The 22,676-nt window shown below is 44.8% G+C and carries 9 protein-coding genes and 1 pseudogene; 2 read left to right on the top strand and 8 right to left on the bottom strand.

The genetic code is table 11. The annotated features are described in order from the left end of the window. Positions 1-39: 39 nt before the first annotated feature. The 3 genes from QUB80_RS29040 to QUB80_RS29030 all read right to left on the bottom strand — a co-directional run bounded on the left by QUB80_RS29040 (position 40) and on the right by QUB80_RS29030 (position 17,401). A complete protein-coding gene (locus QUB80_RS29040; protein WP_289792925.1) occupies positions 40-14,811 on the bottom strand; it encodes an FG-GAP-like repeat-containing protein in 14,772 nt (4,923 codons plus the stop codon). 253 nt (positions 14,812-15,064) lie between these two features. Then, positions 15,065-15,784, bottom strand: a complete 720-nt coding sequence (locus QUB80_RS29035) for a hypothetical protein (protein ID WP_289792924.1) — start codon at positions 15,782-15,784, stop codon at positions 15,065-15,067. A 936-nt stretch (positions 15,785-16,720) separates the two neighbouring features. Further along, a complete protein-coding gene (locus QUB80_RS29030) occupies positions 16,721-17,401 on the bottom strand; it encodes a hypothetical protein (RefSeq protein WP_289792923.1) in 681 nt (226 codons plus the stop codon). Positions 17,402-17,478: 77 nt separating this feature from the next. Here QUB80_RS29030 and QUB80_RS29025 point away from each other — a divergent pair, with 77 nt between their 5' ends. Next, entirely contained in the window at positions 17,479-17,673 is a 195-nt protein-coding gene (locus tag QUB80_RS29025) for a hypothetical protein (RefSeq protein WP_289792922.1), read from the top strand. A gap of 215 nt (positions 17,674-17,888) precedes the next feature. Here the strand turns inward: QUB80_RS29025 and QUB80_RS29020 are convergent, their stop codons facing one another. Next, positions 17,889-19,394 carry a relaxase/mobilization nuclease domain-containing protein gene (locus QUB80_RS29020; protein WP_289792921.1) on the bottom strand — a complete coding sequence of 502 codons (1,506 nt, stop codon included), beginning with the start codon at positions 19,392-19,394 and terminating at the stop codon, positions 17,889-17,891. A 42-nt stretch (positions 19,395-19,436) separates the two neighbouring features. Next, positions 19,437-19,793 (bottom strand): plasmid mobilization protein, encoded by a 357-nt coding sequence (locus QUB80_RS29015; RefSeq protein ID WP_289792920.1) that lies wholly within the window; start codon positions 19,791-19,793, stop codon positions 19,437-19,439. 516 nt (positions 19,794-20,309) lie between these two features. Here QUB80_RS29015 and QUB80_RS29010 point away from each other — a divergent pair. Then, entirely contained in the window at positions 20,310-20,888 is a 579-nt protein-coding gene (locus QUB80_RS29010) for a hypothetical protein (RefSeq protein WP_289792919.1), read from the top strand. 57 nt (positions 20,889-20,945) lie between these two features. Here the strand turns inward: QUB80_RS29010 and QUB80_RS29005 are convergent. From QUB80_RS29005 to QUB80_RS28995, 3 genes and pseudogenes are all read right to left on the bottom strand, one after another. After that, positions 20,946-21,089, bottom strand: a pseudogene (locus QUB80_RS29005) (TetR/AcrR family transcriptional regulator); the annotation flags it as partial. 124 nt (positions 21,090-21,213) lie between these two features. Next, positions 21,214-22,071, bottom strand: coding sequence for an SDR family NAD(P)-dependent oxidoreductase (locus QUB80_RS29000; protein WP_289792918.1), 858 nt, complete (start codon positions 22,069-22,071; stop codon positions 21,214-21,216). Positions 22,072-22,215: 144 nt separating this feature from the next. Continuing rightward, positions 22,216-22,647 carry an NIPSNAP family protein gene (locus tag QUB80_RS28995; RefSeq protein WP_289792917.1) on the bottom strand — a complete coding sequence of 144 codons (432 nt, stop codon included), beginning with the start codon at positions 22,645-22,647 and terminating at the stop codon, positions 22,216-22,218. Positions 22,648-22,676 lie beyond the last annotated feature (29 nt).

Below are 22,676 nucleotides of genomic sequence, written 5' to 3'. Positions count from 1 at the left end.
CATCCTACTAAGTCTAACTCAGTTACTACTCATATCTCATTAAGGGTATAGTCCGGCTCTCTCTTTATCTAAGTTATCTGGAGGTCCCGCGAGTGAAGGTTGATAAATTTTCGTTCCTTGGTTATTCTTAATATTCAAAACGCCATATTTATCTAATAACGTTGGTTTTGTATAACCATCTCTATAGTCAACACAAACCCTGCATTTTGCTAGCGAACCTGCGCTGTTGTTTCGCTGGTCAAGCACATTATAGTGAACCGCAAGATTTTTCTTTCCAGGAGGAACTTTGCATGGCACAGTTTCATCTGAGCTACCCTCTGCGCCAAATCGCAAATTCGTACTCAACATTCTTTCTTCCCTTTCATCTTTGAGTCGAGTCAAAGCTTTGTTTAGAGAGCTATATCTATAACCTCCAAAGTACCAAGGTTTTCCGGAGCCATCCGGATAAGGTGCGGGATAAGTTACCTCAGACCAACGGCTGTATAAAGGAAATTTCTGTTCGCATGTTTCACAGTTATTAGGATCTTCAGGTCGAGGCGGGTTAGTTGGCACAGGAATAGGCGTTGAAGTTGGACGTGGCGTAGGTCTTCGGAGTGGAGGCGGAGTTGGTGTAGGCGTAGCTGTTGGTGTTGGGGTAGCTGTTGGTGTTTGGGTAAAGGGTTTGGGAGTAGTATCAAAAAAGTCAGAAGGATTTGGTAAACGTCTGGGAAGCTCTTTTATAACCTCTTGAGCCTTTGGATTGCTGAGAATATAGGCCGCACCAATCCCCAACAATAATAACCCACCTCCTACAGTAATAACTATTGCATTGTTTCCAGAAGGGTCGTTAAAGTTGGTAGGTGAGTTGAAGACATACCTGTATAAATTCGCATCTCCACCAGCAAAACCAATAGGGTCTTCACTAATAAACCGTCCAACATATGCATCATAATATCTAGCTCTGTAATAATACTGCCCCGTCTCTTCATCAAACTCCCTTCCGGTATACCCAAATCGGAAATCTAGCGTTGGATTACTCTCCCCAGTCACTCCACCAAAGCTATCGTAGATAATATGATTGACAACCGTCCCACTGGAATCAACCACATCGCGTACAGTCCCTTGATTATCTGTCAACGCCCACAACACTTGCCCAGCAGCATTCTCATCCGCTATAACCTGATCAACCACAGGGCCGTGCAAGTAACGGTGAGTTTGCGTGCCATTACCATCAAAAGTTAAGGCAATATGGTCACCATCATAAACAAAACGCTCAAGAGTAGCTGATGCGCTGCCTGCACCATCTGCGTCTACTGCTTTAGCAATGCGGCGGTAGGATACGTCGTAAATGTAATCGACTTCCTTAATGATGTTACCACTGGCATCTTTGACAAAAACTTGCGTTAAACGATCGCGATAATCCCAGCGATATTCAGTAACTTCACCTGTAGCAATTTCAGTCCGCTTGGTACGGTTGCCTTCATTGTCGTACTCGTAATTGTATTTACCATCAGTTTGCAGGCGGTTATCAATACCAGTCTGATAGCCTGTATTAATACGGTTGCCGTTAGCATCATAGCTATAAGTTTCGTCCGCTTGGAAGTTGTGGTCGGTTCCCGTTAGCTGGTTGGTATCGTCATAGCTGTAGTTACTAGTGCCATCAGGAGAAGTAAATTGAGTAATTCGGTTTGCTGCGTCGTAATCGAAGGTATAACCTGCTAAAGTTGTCAAGCCACGTTTGTGGGTTAAGTTTTTCAACCGACTTGCCAAATCGTAGGTGTAGCTGCTGTCAGCAACTAGTTGCGTTCCAGCTAAATCAGAATAGCGGGTTATAGTCTTTAACTGACTAGTTTTGTCATAGCTCATATCCACACGCTTGTTGGTCACTCCAGTACCGCTTTGGGTAATTCGAGCAACACGGTTCAACGCATCATAGGTGAATTCCTCCGTACCATGCACCTGAGAGTTAATCGTGTCAGTAACCGTTTTCAGATTACCAACAGCGTCGTAAGTGTAGTTCAAAATAACTCTGGGTACCAGTGGTGTACCAGCGTTATCCACTGAAGCGAGTCGTCCAACTGCATCGTAGGTATAGCTGTAGGTTGAGTCAGGGTCACTTGCAGTGGCAAGCTGACTATCGGCATAATAAGTGTAGTTAATCGTGCGGATTGTATTGCCATTAGCATCGAGCCATTGTTCTTCTTTCTGGCGATTCAACTCATCGTAGGTGAAGGCTCGCTTGCGTTCATTGCGGTCTTTTGCGGCAATCCGGTTACCTACAGCATCATACTCATAGGAACGAGTTTTGCCCAGTTGATTCTCCTCACCAATCAAACGATTAAGCGCATCGTAAGTGTAAGTAGTAGTATTGCGTAGCGAGTCAGTAATGGTACGAACATTGCCAACAGCATCGTAAGTAGTGGTGGTTGTTTGGTTGCGTGCGTCTGTAACTGTTGTTTGCCGATTCAGGGCATCGTAACCATAACGGGTTGTGTGTCCCAGGGCATCCGTAAGCGCAATCAAATTGCCATTATCATCGTATTCTCGGATCGTCTTATGCTCTAGGGGGTCGATAGTCTCGATCAAACGGTTGTTCTTGTCGTAGGTAAACTGAGTTGTACGTTCTAATTCGTCGGTAACTGCAATGACATTTCCTACTGCGTCATAGGTAGTAGTGCTAATATCTCCTAAAGCATTTGTGATACTGATACGGCGGTTGAGTTCGTCATAACCATATTGTGTTGTACGGTTAAGCGCATCAGTCACTGCGATCAGGTTATCTTCTGCATCGTAGACATAAGTGGTAGTATGATTTAATGGGTCGGTAATGCTAATTTGACGATTTAAAGCATCGTAGGTAAACTGAGTTTTACGTTGTAATTGGTCAGTAGTAGCAGTAATGTTGCCGACTGCATCGTACTCAGTTGTCGCTGTATAGTTGAGAGCGTCTTTCGTGACTCTAAGGCGATCGCGATTGTCGTAGGTGTAGCGAGTAGTGTGTCCTAGTGCGTCAGTTTCAACAATGACGTTACCAACTTTGTCATATTCTGTTTTGGTTACCTGACCCAAGGCATCAATTACTTCAATTTGCCTACCCAAGTCATCATACTTATACTGCGTTTTATGATTGTTGGCATCAATTGTGGCTATTAGCTGATTGGCAGCGTCGTACTCATACCGAGTTACTTTTCCAAGCGGGTCAATCTCTCGAATCAACCGACCACGAGCATCATAAACCTTGTTACTCGGATTGCCGTTGGCATCAATAGTTGAAGTCTGGTTATTGTCGAAGTCATACCGAGATTTTTCGCTTGTGCCATCAGGACGAATAGTTGCAGTCAAGCGATCGCGGGCATCGTAAATAGACTTAGTTTCGCGCCCCAACGGATCAATTACGGAAACTTGGTTACCTGCCTTATCATAACCATAGGTCGTCACACCACCCAGAGCATCAATTGTCTTGATTAACCGCCCCATACTGTCATATTCGCTCTTTGTGACATTGCCGCGAGCATCAGTAATTGTCTGTTGATTGCCATCTGCGTAGTAAGTATAAGTAGTTATCGGCGATGTTAACGAACCAGCACCATCCGGGTCAGCTTCTATGACTTGGAACAGTTGGTTCATGGCATCATACTTAAACTCTGTCCGATGCCTGTTTTCATCAATTATTGCCGTTTGGTTTCCAGCAGCATCATACTCATACTGCTGTGACGCTTCATCTACCGTTCCCTTGGCATAAATTACCTTCAAGAGCCTGCCAAAAGCATCGTAGTCGTAGTCTGTCACCCGTCCCAAGGCATCCGTAATCATATCAACTTGTCCCTTGGCAGTGTAAGTATAGCGGGTAACTACATCGTCATCACCACCCACTGCACCTACTACTTTGGTGGTGGAAAGCAGATTTCCGGTAAGTGAGTCAATTTCATACAGCGTCTTTCTACCCAATTCGTCACTTTCACTCGTCACCTGGTAAAAAATTGGGTCGTAGGTATAGCGGCGATCGCTTGTTCCCCTATTAACTTCTATTTGAACCGCATTGTTCAGTATGACAGAGACCGTGTTATTGTATCTGTTTGTCGTGGCTAAATCGAGGTATCCATCGCTATTGAAGTCGCTCAAAGCAATCGAGTCTGTATAATCACTTAAAGCAAAATCTTGACGGTTTCTACCATCAAAAGAACCAGAGCCATTACCTAGTAGAACTGTCAAGCTTTGATCGTAATCATTCCCACCCACAGTTATCAGGTCAAGGTAGCCATCCTTGTTTACATCTCCTATAGTAAGAAAAACCAGGGTAGTTCCAACCACATAGTCGGTTTTGGCTGAAAAGGTGCCATCGCCATTGCCCAACAGTACCGAAACAGTTCTGTCACTATAGTTTGCGGTCAGCAGATCGAGACGACCATCCCCATCTACATCTCCTAAAGAGACAGATTCAGGTCTGCTTCCAACAATATAATCAGTTTTGCCTCCAAAAGTGCCATTGCTATTATTTAACAGCACTGACACTATACTGCTGTCAGAGTTCGCGCTGACTAGATCAAGGCGACCATCCCCGTTTACATCTCCCAGTACGACAGAGTAGGAGTACCCTCCAAGTGCATAGTCAGTTCTTTGTGCAAAAGTGCCGTTACCATTGTTTAACAGTACTGAAACGTTTTTGTCACTATAGTTTGCAGTTACGATGTCAAGGCGACTGTCACCGTTCACATCTGCCAAAGTAACATAGTGGGGGTTAATCCAAACCCCATACTCATAGTAGGTGTTAACTCCAAAGGAACCGTTACCATTGCCAAACAATACAGACACAGCGTTGCTGTAATTGTTAGTAGCTACTATGTCAAGGTGATTGTCACCGTTCACATCTCCTAACGCTACAGATAAAGGATAACTTCCAACTATATAGTCGGTTTTGGTGCCAACAGTACCATCACCCTTGCCCAACAGTACCGATATGCTACCACTATAGTAGTAGTTCGCAGTTACCAAGTCGGGAATACCGTCAGAGTTTACATCTCCTGCCACTACAGAAATAGGGAAACGTCCAACACCATAGTTAGTAGTATTAGTAGTGGGAGGCTCCGTCTTAGTTCTAAAAGAGCCATCACCATTGCCAAACAGCATCGACACATTGCCATCACCGTAGTTTGCAGTTACCAAGTCGGGAATACCGTCAGAGTTTACATCTCCTGCCACTACAGAAATAGGGTAATGTCCAACTGCATAATCAGTATTGGCTCCAAAGCCGCCGTTGCCATTATTTAATAGCACCGATACTCCGTTGCTATTGGAGTTAGCAGTTACGATGTCAGAATGGCCGTCCCCATTCAGATCTGTTAAGCTGACAGAAATAGGATTATCTCCAACTGCATAATCAGTATTGGCTCCAAAGCTGCCGTTGCCATTATTTAATAGCACCGATACTCCGTTGCTATTGGAGTTAGCAGTTACGATGTCAAAGCGACCATCACCGTTGACATCTCCTAGTGCTATAGAATTTAGGTTAAAACCAACTGTGTAGTCAGTTTTGGTGCCAAAGGTGCCGTCACCCTTGCCCAACAGTACTGATACATTACTATTGTCGTTCGCGCTTACTAGGTCAAGTTTATCGTCCCCGTTTAAATCTGCTAAAGCAATAGATAGAGGGCTGGCTGCCAGGTTGTAGTCAGTTTTGGCAGCAAAAGTACCATTGCCATTGTTTAACAACAGCGATACTTCTTGACCATAACCAAAACCCTTTGCAACGACGATATCAAGGTTGCCGTCATTATTTAAATCACCTAAAGTAACGAAGTTAGGGCTGCCTTGCACGATCAAGCTGATGGAAGAACTAAATTTTCCATCCCCATTTCCCAACAGCACAGATACACTGCTGCTATAAGAGTTGGCGACTGCTAAGTCAAGGATGCCATCTCCATTCAAATCTCCAACAGCAACAGATTCAGGTCTTCTTTCTACAGCAAAGTTCATTGGACCAACAAAGGAACCTTGCCCATCACCAAGTAGCACGGATACGCTATCGTTATCATAATTAGCAGTTATCAAGTCGGGATGACTATCCCCATTTAGGTCAGCTGTTGTAATTTGCCGGGGATGGGTTCCCGTCTTGTAAACGCGATTGGCAAATAAGGAGTTCGTTGTTACAGGTGCGTATGAAATTTCATCTTTAATGCTAAGGATATTGCCCCTGTCATCATAGGTGTAATTAGTTACATAACCTCTGGCACTTGTAGATTTTGTCACCATGTTGTTGGCATCCCGCTCGACAGAGGGCATAAACCCAGCACCATCCATTGAGGAGATAGTTTGACCTGCCTGGTCAAGTAGCGCCCGAATCACATTACCATTACCATCAACATAACTGGCTTCTGCGGAACCAAGGGCTTTTGCAACAGGGGCTGAGAACGGATTAAGCGTTTGTTCCGGACGATATAACCCTTGCGTTTGCACTGGATTTACTTGCACCACTGAGCCATCAGGACGAACGGCACTTCGGACTCGACCGGCAAAGTCATAAAAGTCCTCTCCGCGATTGCCCATTTTGTCCACGGCGGCAGTCATGCGATGTTCGCTATCGTACTCCCAACTTCTCGAAGAATTATCAGGGTCAGTAATTTTACTTAAATTGCCTTGATTGTCGTATTCTAGCTCGGTGATGCGACCAGCAGGGTCAGTAATAGCAGTTACCTTACTTCCGGTATAAGTAAACGTCGTTGCCAGACCGACTGGGTCAACTATCTGAACAAGCTGTCCCGCAGTATTGTATATATACTTAGTTTCATTGCCATTGCGATCGCGCACCAACTCCAGTTTGTTTTGGGCATTGAAGTGGTAAGTAGTTTGGTCTTTCATCGTCCGGCGGAAGCTGCCGTCAGCCAGACGTACTAACGCAGACATATCACCTGGAGGAGAGACGTAAGTACCGCCAGGCGCGGTGGGCGCTTCAAACAACAGTTGACTGCTATCACCATCAATTAGCAGCACGGAACCATCGTCGTTTTTAACTAATTCCTGCAATCCTGCCAGTCCCCAGCCACTGCCAAAGGAACTGTTGATAGTATTGATGTTGATTAATTTGCCCGTACTGGTTGTTGAAGAACCATTTAAGCTGGATGTAAATAGCCCACTTGTGAGTTCGTAGGTATACAGTCCGGAGGGTAGGGAGCGCAGATCTGCCTGAAGAGCAGCATCAATGGTGCCGCCAGAGTCGGGCAGCGACCAGAAATGCTCGCCACCAGATAGTCCATACTGCCCTTTAGCAATACCTGGAACTTGGTAAGTGAAATCGCCCTGTTTGACTGTGAGTTTGGCAACTAACAGACCGCCAGTGGTGTTAACCAACCGAACATCATCGTAGCCAAAATGCACAATTGGTCTAGAGTCGGCACGCAGCGAATTGTATTTCAGGCTGAGTCCGCGAGTTTCGCCCAAGGATTGGTAAGTTACAAGGTCATGGGTTTCCTGCACTGCCCCAGAGTGGAGTTCTACTTCCGAGTTAATCGATTGAGTGGCTTCGCATTCGTTGCAGCCTTCATCTTGATTGCGTGGGTTTTTGTTTAGGTTTTTAGGTGTCCCGAATACAGCTGGTGGTGGGGCAAAGAAATGCCAACTACTGTTGCGAATTCCACCCGAAATCGTCTCAATCACGCTGCCATCAGCACTGACTTTCCCAGTTCCCACGTTGTCAAACAATCCGGTTTTGGGATTAATCGACCACAAATCCATCTGGGTTCCCGGTGGGTAGCCAGCACGATTGGGCAATGTTAAGGGTGCAGGAGCAGTGAAAACCATTTCTCCTGGTTGAACAGTCACCACCAAATCTGGATGCAGGTTTTCTGGCAGTGCTGCGGGAGTCAGGTTTGTTGGTACTTCGGTGATACTCAGCTTGCCCGTAAACAAATTACCTTTTTGGTCGTAAAGCGTATTGGAGGCGACAAATACAGCCGAACCAGGGAGAGCAGCACTTGTAACAGTTTCGTCTACATTGGGGTTAATGGTGTGGGCATTGGCAGTATCAAGGGGCGGCAGGTAGATGGGGCGGCTGATAACGTTGTTAACACCTATATATACCTCGTGTTCCAACACCAATGGCAGCTTTTCAGCAATAAACGGGTATGTCACTGTACCATCAATCGACTCGCCACGTATCTTCAGGGTGTCGCTTGTTAGCGGACCGCTAAACTCTAACAGGAACGAACCATCAGCAGCTGTGGTCACCTGCCAGCCTCCCAACTCAATCACCACCCCTGCCAAAGGCGCTTGGTCGGTATTTTGAATCACACCAGAAATGCGGGTAGTAGTTACCGGGTCTGGGGTAACGGTGAGGGTGACATCTTGGGTAGTTTCTAAGCCACCACTGCTGGCAACTAGGGTAAAATTGTAAGTCCCTATTTCGTCAGGACTGGGTGTGAAAATCAGAGTACCATCACCTGAAAGCTTGCCTTTTGGCAGCGGTCGCTCGGAACGAATCGAAAAGGCGATCGGGTCTCCATTTGGGTCTGACCCGATCAACGGGATTTCCAAGCGCCCACCTACCATTACACTCAAAGAACCTAAAGCATTGAGTTGAGGCGGTTGGTCTGGCGGTCCTTGTAAAAAGACAGGTTCTAAAGCAAAGCGTAACAGCGACGGGTCGTCAAAGACAATTTGCACCGTGTCTGATACTGCTCCAGGAAGCAAACCTCCTGCCTGAATGGCATTGCTGAGATTGATGTAGGGCGAACCGGCAGGATGGGTTCCAGAAGCATTGAGCAAATTCACTCCAGCAGGCAGGTTCGTCAAGACAACCGCTAATTGACGCGAAAGGGTTGTTGTTCCAGCGTTGCGTACCTGTACGTCTGCGGTGTAGCGACCGGTGGTGGGATCGAGGCGGACGTTGCTTACCAACAGTTTGGCATCCAGGGTGGTCTTAAAGCTGTCTACTGGCAGAGCAGAACCAGGTGTTGCCCGGTTAATTTGAGTCGGGAAGACTGGACCGGATACGCCTTCAGGGTCAACAGTATTTGTCAGGTTCTGCACCTGTACTACACTGCCAGTATCGCCGTCGTTGTTAATGAGTTGGAAGACTAGCTGACCGTTGGTTTTATAGGCAAGACTGGTCAGGTCAATTTGGACGCGGCGACCGTCATAGTTCACCAATCCAGGGGTAAACTCAGCTTTGTTACCAGAAAGCGAAAATAACGCCGTTCCTGGTTCACCCTGGTCTAGGAGCGTAACATTGGGATTGGTCGGGTCAACCAGGTACACTAAAAATCGGTCTTCTGAAGCGGCGGTGGTATTAGTGGCATCAAACTGGGCATTGAGTTCAAACTCAAGTTGACGCTTGCCTTGAGTCTGACCTAACTCAACCGTCATGGCAGTTTGCGTCACAAAGCTGTTCTGTTCAGCCAAAGTGATAGAATTGGCAGTCCTATTGCCCCAACCTTCTGTGAGAGTTGATCCGACGAAGAAGTCATTGGAGACTGTAAAGTTAGTAGTTGTTTGTGTGAAATTACCAGCAACGTCAAAAACTTCTAGCACCAGATTGTGGAAACCAGCAGCCAGACCAGATGTGGTAATAATTTGGCTAAACTGTCCCTGGCTGTTGGTGGCAAGAGGTGAAAAGGCTTGTCCATCTATGCTATAGTGAGCGCTGCTGACCCTACTACCCATGTCGCTGGCACTACCAATTAGCCGCGCCGTGGTGCTGTAGTCGCCAATTGAATTTGGCGTTAAAAGCGATACTAGCGGGTTGGCGGTATCGAGGTAAAAGGAAACGCGATCGCCACCCAAGCGGTTGCCTTGCAAATCTTCAAGTTGTAGGTGGAAATTGTAAGCTCCGTCTGGCAGAGATGCGCCATAAATATTTGCCAATAAAGTACGGTCTAATAAAAAGCTACCGTCGGCACTAAGATTATTAGTTATATCTAGGTAGCTGGACGCTGGAGTATCGCCAAAGCCAGCACGCAGACGAACAGTATTGCTTGGGGCGCTGATTCTGCCAGAAACCGTGGGGTCAGATGTAATGCCATCCCGGTTGGTGCCATCGACAGAAGTATCATTTGCCAGTCCTACTTGAATCAGTGACGAATGAATATTGCTAACCAACAAATTCTGGAGTACGTAGTCGCCTAAAGCTCTTCCTGTTGCTAAACCATCGATGTTCCCGGAATTGAAGTGGATGCCGCCGTAGATGCGACTAATACCAGCTTCATCTGCGGCTGCTGTAAAATTGCTGAAGGAGCGAGTTACGCCTGGTAAGCCTGCTGAAGTGCTAGTAAAACTAAAGTCACTGCCAAAGAAGTTGGTCAAAATGACATCGGCAACACCACTAAAGGTACTGTGTCCGGACACGTACTCTGGGAAGGGTGGGGTTTGCAGTAGTGGTGTCCAAGTTGGATCGCTAATTGTGGCTGGATTATTATCGTTGTCTGCTTGCCGAATTGCAGTGACGGGTCGCCAAAAGTCGTAAGTGTACTTGGCATCCCAAGCCGCAATCCCAGCATCAGCTAGACCAATATTAAGCAGGGCAAACAATCGGGCATTTTCTTCTAAAGTGTTGCCTCGCTCTAGAGCCACAGTTTCGGCAATTTTGTTCCAATGTCCTGGAGGAGTATATGTACCTGCACCATCAGCCCAGAATCTAGCAATTTCTGTTTGCTCGGCGGTACGGGTGGTGCTGTCGCTCTTACCTAATTCTTTAACTTGATTGAACTCAGCTGCATACTGCTCGCTATCTAATGCTGGAGGACCGCCAGGACGGAACTGGCTGCCTGCGGTCATGGCAAAGGGAGTTACCCCAGGCCATTGGGGCAACAAAGCCGCACCGTAGCCAGATGGGGTAGGCTGCCAATCTCCAGGGTTGGTGGTTGGAGTATAAGCTAGGACTGTTTTAGACCCATCCGTACTCCGCCAAGCCAGGATTTCATCTGCTACTCGTTGTCCCAAGGCAATGCCATCGTCTTCTGCTTGCCCGTCTGGAATTGCTGCTAGAGATGCTGCTAAAGTAACATCAAATGTAGCTTTTTGCAGGGGATATAAATTAACGAGGACGCGGTAAGCTGCTGCTGCTGCCGCCGAAGCAGCGGAAGTACCAGCAGGAGCGCTGGCGTCTACCACGTAGACGCTGTGGGTGCGAGTAATGGCATTTACAGCATCGTAGATGGCTGCATGTACCATTGCCATATTGCGAGAGGCTAGAGGCGGTGCACTCCTATCCGTCTGGATTGCCTTCAGTACCGTGGCGTTCCAATCTAATACCACGTCAGTCTGAGTAATGCGGGTAATCGAGTTGTTAAATACGCTTTCATTACCAGCCGCATCGGTGACGCTTACAGATACAGCGTTTGCCCCAAACTTAAGGTGTACTCCAGTGAATTGGAAATTACCAGTCGCATCAGCTGTTGTGGTGCTGCCTGTTTCTTGCAGCACGACGGTTGCGTTGGCTTCAGTTTTACCAGTTAGGCTCACTGTTGCAGCTGTTGTCTGCAAGTTGCTATTGTTTGTGGAATCCAATCCTGGATCGAGTCTCAAAACTAGCTGTTGGGGCGGTGTAGAGTCAAGGGTAAAAGTAAAGTCAAAGACGTTGGAAGTGTTGCCGTATTCGTCTATTGCCAACAGACGTAACGTGTGAACGCCATCTGGTAAAGTGCCACCATAAATACTCTCAAGCTGGGTACGATTAAACCTGAAGGTTCCGTCGGCTTGCCGCTGCGGTAAGACACTAACAAAGTTGGCAACAGAAGGGTTTTCAAAGCCAGCCCGGAACTCGACTACATGATTGGCATCGATGACAGTGCCAGCAATCGTGGGATCGGAGGTGATGCCATCTGTATTGTTCGTGCCAGTGTCGCGCACTAAAGAAGCAGTAATTGCGGGTGCTTGTTTATCAAGGGCAAGCGTCACGTTATATTGAGTTGTGGTGACGTTGCCAGCATTGTCGGTGGCAGTGATGAACAGCGTGTGCGGTCCATTGCTAAGACCGATAAAGTCCAGTTCTTGGTCAAAGGCTCCTGTTGCGTTCAGCGATACTGCAATAGGAGCCAAATTGTCGAAGCGGTACGATAGTGCAGTTACAGTACTGCCAGTACCATCGACACTACCAGTAAGTTTCGCTCCTTGCTTTAATGGTGCTATATCAACTGGGTTCGCTAGCACTAGCTGGGGTAAAGCGCTATCAACGGTGATTTGCAATGGCGCACTCACAGTACTGACATTGCCAGCAACATCGCTGGCGATCGCTGTGAGATTGTGTACTCCATCAGTAAGGTTGTTAGTAACGATTTGCCACCTACCACCGTCACCAGTTGTAGCTTTTCCTACAAACTGCCCGTCACTAAATAGCTCAACCGTAGAGCCAACATCAGCATTACCTGCAATCGAAGGCGTGATTTTGTTGGTGAGATTATCGCTATTGCTAGAACCACTGTCGCTTTGAGCTAATAAATCTAAATTGCTAGGTGGAGCAACTTGAGTATCAACGGTAACAGTGAGTTGGTGAGATAGAACGCTAACATTGCCAGCTACATCTTCACAAGAGGCAGTAAATACGTGCTGCCCATCACTCAACTGTCCAACTTGCAACTGCCACTCTCCCGCTTCAGTAGCAGTTGTTTGCCCCAGAAGTTGCCCATCCTTAAACAACCGTACTGTCGTTCCAGCCTCGGCATTGCCTTGAATCGTTGGAGTAGCGTTCTTAGTAATATTGTCGCTGTTGCTAACTCCAGTATCGCTAGCCGATGTTAACTTTAAATTCCTTGGCGCATCAGGAGCAACAGTGTCAATTACTACTTGCAGTGGATTAGATGCCGAACTAACGTTACCAGCAGTATCAGTTGCGGTAGCTGTGAGATTGTAAGTACCGTCAGTGAGACTATTAGTAACAAGGAGCCATGTACCGTGATTGTTGGCTCTGGTTTGACCGACAAATTGCCCGTGATCGAAAAGTTGAACTACCGCCCCAGCTTCAGCATTACCCGTAATCGTGGGTGTATTTTGATTTGTGATGTTGTCAGCGTTACTAATACCGCTGTCATTGCTGCTTAACTCGAGATTGCTGGGTACTGGTGTAGTGGTGTCGAGGGTGAAGGTGAAGTCAAAGACATTTGAGTAGTTACCGTATAAATCTTTTGCTTGCAGGTGCAAAGTGTAAGTGCCATCGCCGAGAGTACCGCCGTAGATAGTCTCTAACTGAGCGCGGGTGAAGCTAAAGCTACCGTCATTATTGCGTTGTGCCAGAACATTAGTACAATTGGCAACTTGTGTGTTATTGAAGCCAGCACGAAACTCGACCAGGGGGCTAGTATCGGCAATAATACCGCTAATTGTGGGGTCGAAGGTAATTGTGTCTGTATTGGTTTGTCCAAAGGGTGCGGTATCGCGAGCTAAAGATGCAGTAATGACTGGTGGAGTAATGTCTGGCATTAAATCGGTGACACCAATCACAGTCGCTTTACCGTTAAAGGTAATATTGCCCTTGGCACTAATTGAACCGTACACTTTTGAGTTGCCGTTGAAGGTAAAGTCTTTGGCACTTAAGAACAACCCACGGGTATGAGTGGCTCCGTTATAAGTAATGCTGCCTGAAGAAAATACTTTCAGGGTGTCACTAGTGTTAGTGGTTGCAGTCGCGCCGTTGAAGATGATGTTACCCGTACTGCTGCCATTTGCCAGTAAAGTCGAACCAGCAAATCTGGCACCACCGTTCATGTTGATAGAACCAGAGGCGAAGACAGATAAATCCCGTGCCTGGATGTTGGAGAGGTTGATGTTACCATTGTTGGCAATTAAGACAACGTTGTTAAAGTTGTGATTGCTACCGTTGAAATTAATATCTCCTTGGTCAACGGTGATGACGTAGTTGTTTAAAGTAACATTGGCGGGAAGATTTAATCCTCCACCTGTAACTCTCACAACAGTTGGAAGTGTTGGCGTACCAGGAGGTGGAAACTTCTTCGCCCAATCGTTAGCATTATTAATGCGGTTTTGTTGAACGTTGAAGGTAACGGTTGATGTTCCGGCTGGGATTGTGCGTGCTAGTTCAAGTTGTTTGATATCTGCATAAACTGGCACGTTTATTGTCTGCTGTTCTACTACTTGTGGGGGAATTAAGCCAGCATACTTGTTGCTCGAACCATTGGCGATGCTTGTGGTATAGCCCGGTGCGACTGCAACGGCTTTATCTACTAAGATTTGTTTGCCCGATGCATCTAGGATGGGGTTGCCGTTGGCATCTCTTTGTACGGGCAGAATCTGATTGCCGTTGATAATAAAACCTTTACCTGCATAAATGAGGGCATCATCTGTTAAATCTGTGGGAATGCCATCAAAATCGCTATTACCGTTGATGGTGAGTGTTCCACCACTACGGATGGCAAAGGGTAGATGATTGGTTTGGCTAGTTGAAAGTTGAGTTTGAGAAGAAGATTTAGTACCCGTGAGAAAATTGGGTGCGTTTGTGTTTACTAGCTCTGTGGAAGTATTATTACCTGTGAGTGGGTCAAATCCTTTGGCTGGGTTGGAATTTTTACTTTTGTTACTGGCAGCTAAAGGTATTGGGGTAAGTGATTGACTGGGGTCAAAAATATTGCTGACACCAGGAGTGTAGGTAATAGCTTCGTTTTGATTTGAGTCTTGATTTGAAGTTTTGGATTTGGATTTTTCTAGTCTTTCTAACTCCTCCGAAATGGGGTCGAAGCTACTAGAAGATTTAAATGCTTTATGTAACTCTGACAAGGGAGAATTGTCATCCAAAGGAGCACCCAAAGATGCACTGTCTAGTAGAGATTCTGGCAGCAGTCCTCCGTGATTAGAAGATGCACCATTGCTTCCTTTTTTTTCATGGCTACTCATGACGCCTACCCTTGCCAGTAATAAATTTTTGATTTTAAAAATGTGGATAAAATCTGAAAGCGTTTGCCACTCGCTTCGCTCGAATTAAAAATTATCAATTCAAAATTCAAACATTTTGAACCCCATCAATGAATTTAGGAGTTGAAAACATAAATTTATTAATTCAAAATCATTGATTTCTTCATCTTAAATTTTGAATTTTGAATTTTGAATTGGTTTGACATCAGTCTAATCTTTGCAAGACTTTCAGCTACTACATGCTAATTACATCAGGGACGGTAGAAGAGTACATAGCTTGTTCGGCAAGAAACTTTGTGTTAACAATTTCTTGGAAAGTTTCTAAATCTACTTGCCAATTTTCAATACCTTGATATAAAGTAGTGAGTTTTTCTGTTTCTGATTCACCGTTGACTTCATAGGTGAAACTACCATTGAACATGACGATGGGAGTGGTTGTTTCATCTGGTGAACGCAATACCGCTTCATTTACATTCAGGTAGAAGGGAGCGCGTTTGAATCTGTAAAATAAGTTGAGTGATGCTCGCATCGGTTCTTCCCCAACTTCAAGCCAAGCACCGGGAGATAGGAGTGTTTTTGTCATGTATTGTCGTGCTGCATCACCAGAACCAGCAAAAGGTACGTATCCTCTAGGATTGATGCCTACAGCTTCAAATTCAATATTTGGCAGAGTTTGCATATATTTGCGAGACATCGCCGGAATTTGAAGTGACTCAGTTGCCAACTCAGCGATTGGTTCTACGAAAATTACTCGGTTGGGTTCGGCAATGATGGTAATACCATTGGTGAAGGTAACTTGGGCAACACTATTGGTATAGATGGGTTGACGAGCTAATTGCCAATCAGATGGGACAATGCCAGTGCAAAAGAGAAAATCTGGATTTAAAATCGTGGGCTTGTGATTTTTAGCGGCAATAATAATTGCTAATTCTTGAACGATTAAATTTTGGCTCATGATGTTTCTCTATAGAAGTAATTTAGATTTCAAAAAGAGTCAGAATACCCGCCCCGTGAATAAGAGGGGATTGAAATCAAGAATTCAGCTATCCTGGAGCCAGAATAAATTCTGAGTTCTGAGTTCTGTAGGCGCGTAGCGACTACTTACAGAAGTCGCTATCGCGCCTACCGCAGGTATTGTGCATTCTTCTTCAATTTGTAATCTTCTTTATTCATAAAAACATGAGGAATTACGCTTAAAAATTACGGATGGAGCAATTTCAGTAAAAAGCGAATTTTTGGGAATGATTTTTAAATTCTTATTGAAAAAGTAGGGTCAAAATTTAATTTTCTAACATAGTGGGGGTTTTGTAAGTAATGCGTAAAGCAGGATTCCTTTATTTTCGCTCAGTTAATGCTGTTTCCTTTACTGCACAACGGTTCGCCACTGTAAGTAGCTCTACTAAAGTAAAGTGTGGAGAAAATTTTGCATATACAAATCAAACGCAAAAGACAACAATTCAAACAGAAACCAAGCTTGATTTTAGTTGCTTGTTGCACTTCTAGCCTCTTTTAGAATAGAGCTATCTCTGCCAATGAAGTAATTTTTTTTGCATTGCACTACGTATCATTACCAGTATATTATTGCAGGCTACAAGCGATCGCCTCCGGTGGACGCTGTTGCCCAACCGTTTTTTATAGATTAGTGGCATAGAGTTAGGTCGAGGGGAAGTATTATCTTCCCCTCGACCTAACTCTATGCCTTTATTATTTTCATCTAGAAGCGTTTGGAGATTTTTTCTTTAAAACTTCATGACTTTATTATTTCTTAGCCCAAACCATAAGTACGTAAAATTAAGCCCTTCACGCTTCTGCAATTTCAAGACTTTATTTTAAATGTTCAATTAAAAATTTGACAGCAGTAATTGAAATAAATTTTCCATTTTTGCTGGTTTTATGAGTCGATAGGTATAATTTCATTAGTATTGGAAACTTCAATTGTAGCATTTGGACTGTTCATATCTGTGGTTTGTTCGAGTAGACGTGTTGCTTCCTCAAGCAATGCGCTTACGTTCTGAAGCAGGGTTCGCACCTGGGTTAACTTGTTTCGCCGTTCTATACCAAATTGTGCTTCTATATACCGCGCATCATCATCATGGCTGAGGTGAATTACCCGTACTTGTTGTTCTTTCTCTGAAGGTGCAAATATTGCGTTTTCGGCAGTTAGTTTATAGTATGAGTACGTACCACTGGGGCGTTTAACATTGTAGATGTGGAGTTCGCAACTAGGTGGTGCGATGTACTGTCCGTCGAAGTTAGTAAGTCCAGTACGAATATTATCTAATGTGGTGGCGATCGCCTCGACGGCGGAGACAATACCTAACGATTCTGGTGACTGTGGGCAACCGCGCCTCATCAGCATCATAATGGCGGCACAACGACGAGTCAGGCGAATTTGTTCTTGATACTGGCGCATTCGTTCTTCCCTGATACGAACAAGTTCGAGTTCTTCATCAGGGGTTAGTTCAACCGCACTCCCACAAGTTTTGTAATTTAAGCAGTCGCCAGGGTCTATACCTGGGTGCAGCATCATACTGGCACAGTCAAATCCAAGTCCACATTTTTTCTTGGGCATGGGTTATCGTTCTTTGTTCTAGTTACTTTTATAATTTAATATAGCTAGAACAAAGGTGAGTGATTTCCTGTGGGCTTATGGGTGAGATAAACGATGTTAGAATTTTTGCGCCGGGGCAAGATATTGCGTCGTGGCAGTCGTTGTTTGAGGAGATGGAAGCGCAGGGACTAATTGAAATTATCCAAAAACCGGACAAGTTTTATGAAGTCAGGGGAAGTGAGAAACTTAAACGAGGGTATTTCAAGATTAAGTTGTTGCGCTCTGGTTTATAAAAACATAACTCATGACTTAGAACCAGAAAACAACCTCGAAATCTATTATGACTCGGATGTACAAATTTTGACGCTAATACGTAGTGGAATTGCTTAATACATCAACCTAGATGTATGAATGCTTTCTACGAAGTATTCAAATTTGAACACTTCGTATTTCATATATCAACAATAGGAATTCTCAGTAGATTAAATTCTCTCTACTAGCAGATTTACTACTGCTCAATACCTCTTTGCGATCGCTGTTTATTCATTAATACTTGTTGCGTAAAGAAACGCAGACTGTCAATCTGCTCAATTTCGTTTCTTGTTAATCGAGTTGGTATTTCTTCGTACCAGCTTCCCTGACTGTAGCAGGTTTGCATCACAGGAGTATTATCCCCATGACGGCAAACACTCAGAGTATTGCTATCTAAGCTGGCACTCAACTCCCGTCCTTTGATACGGAAGTTATTGGTAACAAGCATATAGTCAGTAATTATAGAAGGCAAATGTTTGAGAGTAGAAGGCAGAAGGTTAAGAGAAGGAGGAACAGGGGAAGATTGCTCTTCCAGGAATTGTTTAGCAGTAAGACCATTTTCTTCTGAAATATCCTGTTGTGGGTACTGTTTTTGGGGATGCGGCTGAACTTTTTTCTTAGTGTTATTTGCTTTCAATGTGGGGTTGTCTTCCAATTTGGATTGTATTACTGGAATCTCACTTGGATAATTACTGTTTAGTATACATGTACTAACAGGTGTTTTGGAATTACTATCGGTATCACCATTGCTATCACTTGCACTGCTGCTAGTAGGTTTATCACTATATAAGTAATCATTCTTACTTAGTATTTTGCTATTTATGCGGTTAATTGCTCTGGCTTTAGCTTTTTGAATTACTTCTTTATCTTTATCTGAGTTGTACATTATTCCATATTCAGACCGCAGTTTGTTCCAGCTATAAGGTTTGTATACTTGATAACCTGCAATTTTGACATCATTATGAATGTAGGTAAAGCCTAGTAGTTCTTCCCCCTGCATCTTAGGCAATACTCCAATGCTGTTTTCCTCCAGGCGTTGAATGAACGTAGAGACGGTGGGACTGTCCTTAATGGCTTCTCCTATTGCTTGGCGAATAATTTCCTTACTGGTTGGGGTTTTGTGCTTACTGTTGACTGCTCTAATACTTTTTGATCGGTTGGGGCTGGTGAGTGTAATTATTCCGTACTCTTGCTCTAACCTAGAGGCGACGGCTTCATTTGTTGTCGGTGTTACTTCCAATCCTAGTTCCGCCGCGATGCGTCTAGTTGAGACTTGGGAGTTGAAATAATCATAGGAATCATTAACTAAGCTGCCATCTAACCGAATCCGGGAGGTGATTATATGCAGGTGTTCGTGGTTGCGATCGTGGTGGCGTACTGCCACAAACTGACTGGTAGTTGCTACAGATGATTCTTCCTTGGGCAAGTATCCCATATCTTTGAGATATTCTCTTGCTACATAACTGTACTGACTATCAGATAAATGCTCGTGGTAGTTCGGGCGGTGTGCGATTGAGATAATGAGGTGGGCGCACTGCCGTTTAACTGCTTTGTTTGTGTACTTGATGGTGAGAAACTGCTGGTTAAATTCATCTGGCTTTGTTCCCATCATATTAGTATCGACAATCGCAGCATCATCTTTCCCCAAGACATACTTGAGCGTGTCGAGAAAATTGGGTTTTTTGTAGATGACGGGAATCAAATTGAGACAGCTAAAAGCGTGGGCTATAGAACTTGTAATGCCTTATTTATCTTGGCTTGAGGGTGATTTATCGGGAACGTCTATGTTAAATGCAGCTACGATGGTCTGATCTACAAGTGCGATCGCCTTATTAACAGTATCCAAAATTTGCTGGTTGTTTGTTTCTTTCGCTAAGTGAGATAACATCATCAGTTCGCTTTTAAGGTTTCCAGCAGTAGCGCGGATAGTTATCAAGTCGGCAGACGGTTTTGCCGTTAGTACCCGCCTTAATCCACAGGAACGTAAATACTCAGATGCAGTTACCCCTGTGGCGATCGCTTTTTCCTCAATGGTAGTTTTCTCTTCCTCAAAGAGGTATACCTTGATGGATTTAGTTCGCTTTACGGGGTCATTTACCATACCTTAGTCATCAAAAAGTAAATATAAAACGGAAGTAGTATTTATTAGAACTACATGATAAACGATTGTATTGAATATATTGTCAATTAATCTAATTTATTGCGAATAAGATAAGGATAAAATGACCCCATTGAACATACCTTGTTTTAGTTCTGGATTGTGCGACAACAGCAATGGTTTATTGTGGAACGGGACTGATGTAAATTCATACGCAGAGAGGGTTGTAGAGTTTTGTTCCAAGACGATTGATGTTTGAAGTAATGCTAAAATAGTTGGGTCAATTTGCCCTCAGAATACCTCAATCATGGGAATTCTAAGAGTTTATTTATCAGTTAACAACATATTTTTATTTAAAAAATTAGACCTAATTTTCAATTGATTGGGGTAATTAGTGTGTGAATTGGGGTAGTTAGGAGTAAATACGGGGGTAAGTTCTTCTACAGTGTGGTTAAAGTAAGAGTATTGACAAATAGCTTACTGAAAAGCTTGGTTTGCAGATTATATAGAAGTAAAGGTATGGCAAGAGCGAGTAAGCCTGCTGATTCTGTTGAGTTGGCGCGAATCATGCGGAATAAGGATACTGAAGATGGGATAGTAATTAGCTATCTCCAGTCGAAGAAGCGAGGGCAAACCGAGTTAGTATGTGAGGCGCTGCGGGCGTATTACCTACCGTTTGCACTATCGGCTGCCGGAGTATCTGGTATGGAATTGCAGTCAGCCCTCCATGATGCGATCGTGCAACTTGAAGCCCAGATAATTAAGATGAAACGGACATTTGGGATGGAGGGGTTGCCCCAGGTAGTTCTTGTTAATCCTCATAGTGGAGTTTTCTCGCAAGGTGTAATTGGCTTAGAACAAACAATTGGAACTAATAGTGTGGGAGTAACTCCTGTTTCAGCTAATTTAGTTCCTCCTTCGGTTTCTTTTTTTGATTCCACTGAGCCAAGTCCTGACTCGTTACCTGTTATCTCAGAACCAGCCGGATCAAATATTTTGGAAAAAGATTCTGAAGACGATGGATTCTTTAATGATGATGAGGATGACCCAATTGCTAAAGCAGAAATAGAAGTTGATGCAGGATTTCGTCTGGAGTAAAGGGATTATGAGGAATAGGTGTTAAGTGTTAGAGAAAAGTGTACTCTCTGCCTTCACTACCTGATGTGCTGTATGAGAGGCATCGGCAAGCTCCAAAACAGCATTGATGAATGGACAACCGCGAAAATTGGGACTTGAGTACCACTCACGCAACACATCAAAGGCTGCCAGTAAGCGTTTTTTGAGTGTAATGCCTCGCTCTCCTCATTCACAGGAGGCATTGGGGAGAGAGGCGATCGCCCCTTACCCACATCCTTTCAACTACTCTCCCGCTAATAATCTCGATTGTTTCCCTACAGACCATCTCGAAGTACAAGCCCAGTCTTTAAAACGCAACATCCACAGCAATATCCTGCCAGCGAGTAGCCAAATCCTCCGCAGTAGAAACCTCAACAGCGGCAAGGTTTAATGGATAGTCCACATTGTCTCGCTCGATCCAGCGCACTGCTGTGAATTGACCATTGCTTGCCCTTAATATAAATCCAGACTCTTGGCATTCACCAGAAGCGAGATATAACAATCCGGGGGCTACTTGATCGGGTCGCAACTCAAGAGGCTCATCTTGTACGTTCCACATCCGCGTTTTGGCTACCGGCGAAATCGCATTAACGAGAATTCCATGCTCTTTGCCTTCAACCGCGAGCACATTCATCAGACCTATCTGTGCCATTTTTCCCATCGCATAAGGGGCAAGACCACTGAGTGCATATTGCTGATAAATCGCTCTATCCGAAGTCGTCAGCACAATCCGTCCGTAGTTTTGCTGTTTCATCGTCCCAAAGGCGGCTTGAGCCAGCCATGTTGGTGCCTCTAAATTAATGCTGATGGCGCGCTGTAGAAAATCAGGCGTTAGTTCTTGCACTGACTGATAGGCAACCCATCCGGCATTGTGAATCAAGATGTCGAGGCGACCAAACTTCAAGAGCGTAGTTTCCACTAGACTTTGGCAGTTATCTCTACTATCAAGGATTGCGTTGATTGGGAATGCAACTCCACCTGCTTCTTGAATTTTCCGTGCAGCATCAGCCGCCACGTTCGGATCGAATCCGGTTCCATCTTTGTTAACGCCTGCGTCATGTATAACGACACGCGCTCCTCTTTCCGCAAGCAGGTGGGCATAGGCTGCCCCCAAACCTCGCCCGCTTCCAGTAATAATTGCTACTTGATCGTCGAGCCGAATCACTTCACTTTCTCCTGACTTAAATTCTGCTTTTTAGTAGGTGTATGCACTGTTTAATGACTAGCGAGCGAGCTTAACTACCAGACTCTAATTAAGCTGAACCGCCAAGCGGCTTCGGCTTGAATGAATTGTTAGGCGGCGTACCACTCATTTCTTGGCGCATACCGGACTGTAAGACACGCGAGTTAGGGGGTAGCCATTAACTTCTCGGACTAGTTCTCCGCTTTCAGCCGCTGTCTGCTTCTTGATATCAGTCCATTCTTTGTCTGAGAGGAACTCTTTCCAGCGTAAATCCATTGTGCTTTTGTCCGGCCAAGCCAGAAGATAGATAAATTCAACCTTCTCACCAGAATCACTTTCCCATATGTCAATGATCTTAAAACCATGTCGCTTCATGATCCTTAGAGCATGATCCTGAAAGCGCTTATGAAAAGCCTCTTTGTTGCTGCGATTGACCTCATAGATTCTTAGTTGCTGAAGTTCGCTGCCATTGCTTGGGCAAACATAGCGATCCTGTGCATTAACAATGCCAGGGAAGGCGATGAGCCAAAAGAGTGCTAGAGCTTTGAAAGTGTGCATGATGTTGTGCCTCATGGCTTAGTAAACGT

The sequence above is a fragment of the Chlorogloeopsis sp. ULAP01 genome, assembly GCF_030381805.1.
GTDB lineage: Bacteria > Cyanobacteriota > Cyanobacteriia > Cyanobacteriales > Nostocaceae > Chlorogloeopsis.
This window is presented reverse-complemented; position numbering and strand designations above follow the sequence as displayed.

Bases quoted from the DNA above. Each gene is read 5' to 3' on its own strand.
- QUB80_RS29040 (WP_289792925.1), bottom strand. From the start codon at position 14,811: ATGAGTAGCCATGAAAAAAAAGGAAGCAATGGTGCATCTTCTAATCAC.
- QUB80_RS29035 (WP_289792924.1), bottom strand. From the start codon at position 15,784: ATGAGCCAAAATTTAATCGTTCAAGAATTAGCAATTATTATTGCCGCT.
- QUB80_RS29030 (WP_289792923.1), bottom strand. From the start codon at position 17,401: ATGCCCAAGAAAAAATGTGGACTTGGATTTGACTGTGCCAGTATGATG.
- QUB80_RS29025 (WP_289792922.1), top strand. From the start codon at position 17,479: ATGGGTGAGATAAACGATGTTAGAATTTTTGCGCCGGGGCAAGATATT.
- QUB80_RS29015 (WP_289792920.1), bottom strand. From the start codon at position 19,793: ATGGTAAATGACCCCGTAAAGCGAACTAAATCCATCAAGGTATACCTC.
- QUB80_RS29010 (WP_289792919.1), top strand. From the start codon at position 20,310: ATGGCAAGAGCGAGTAAGCCTGCTGATTCTGTTGAGTTGGCGCGAATC.
- QUB80_RS28995 (WP_289792917.1), bottom strand. From the start codon at position 22,647: ATGCACACTTTCAAAGCTCTAGCACTCTTTTGGCTCATCGCCTTCCCT.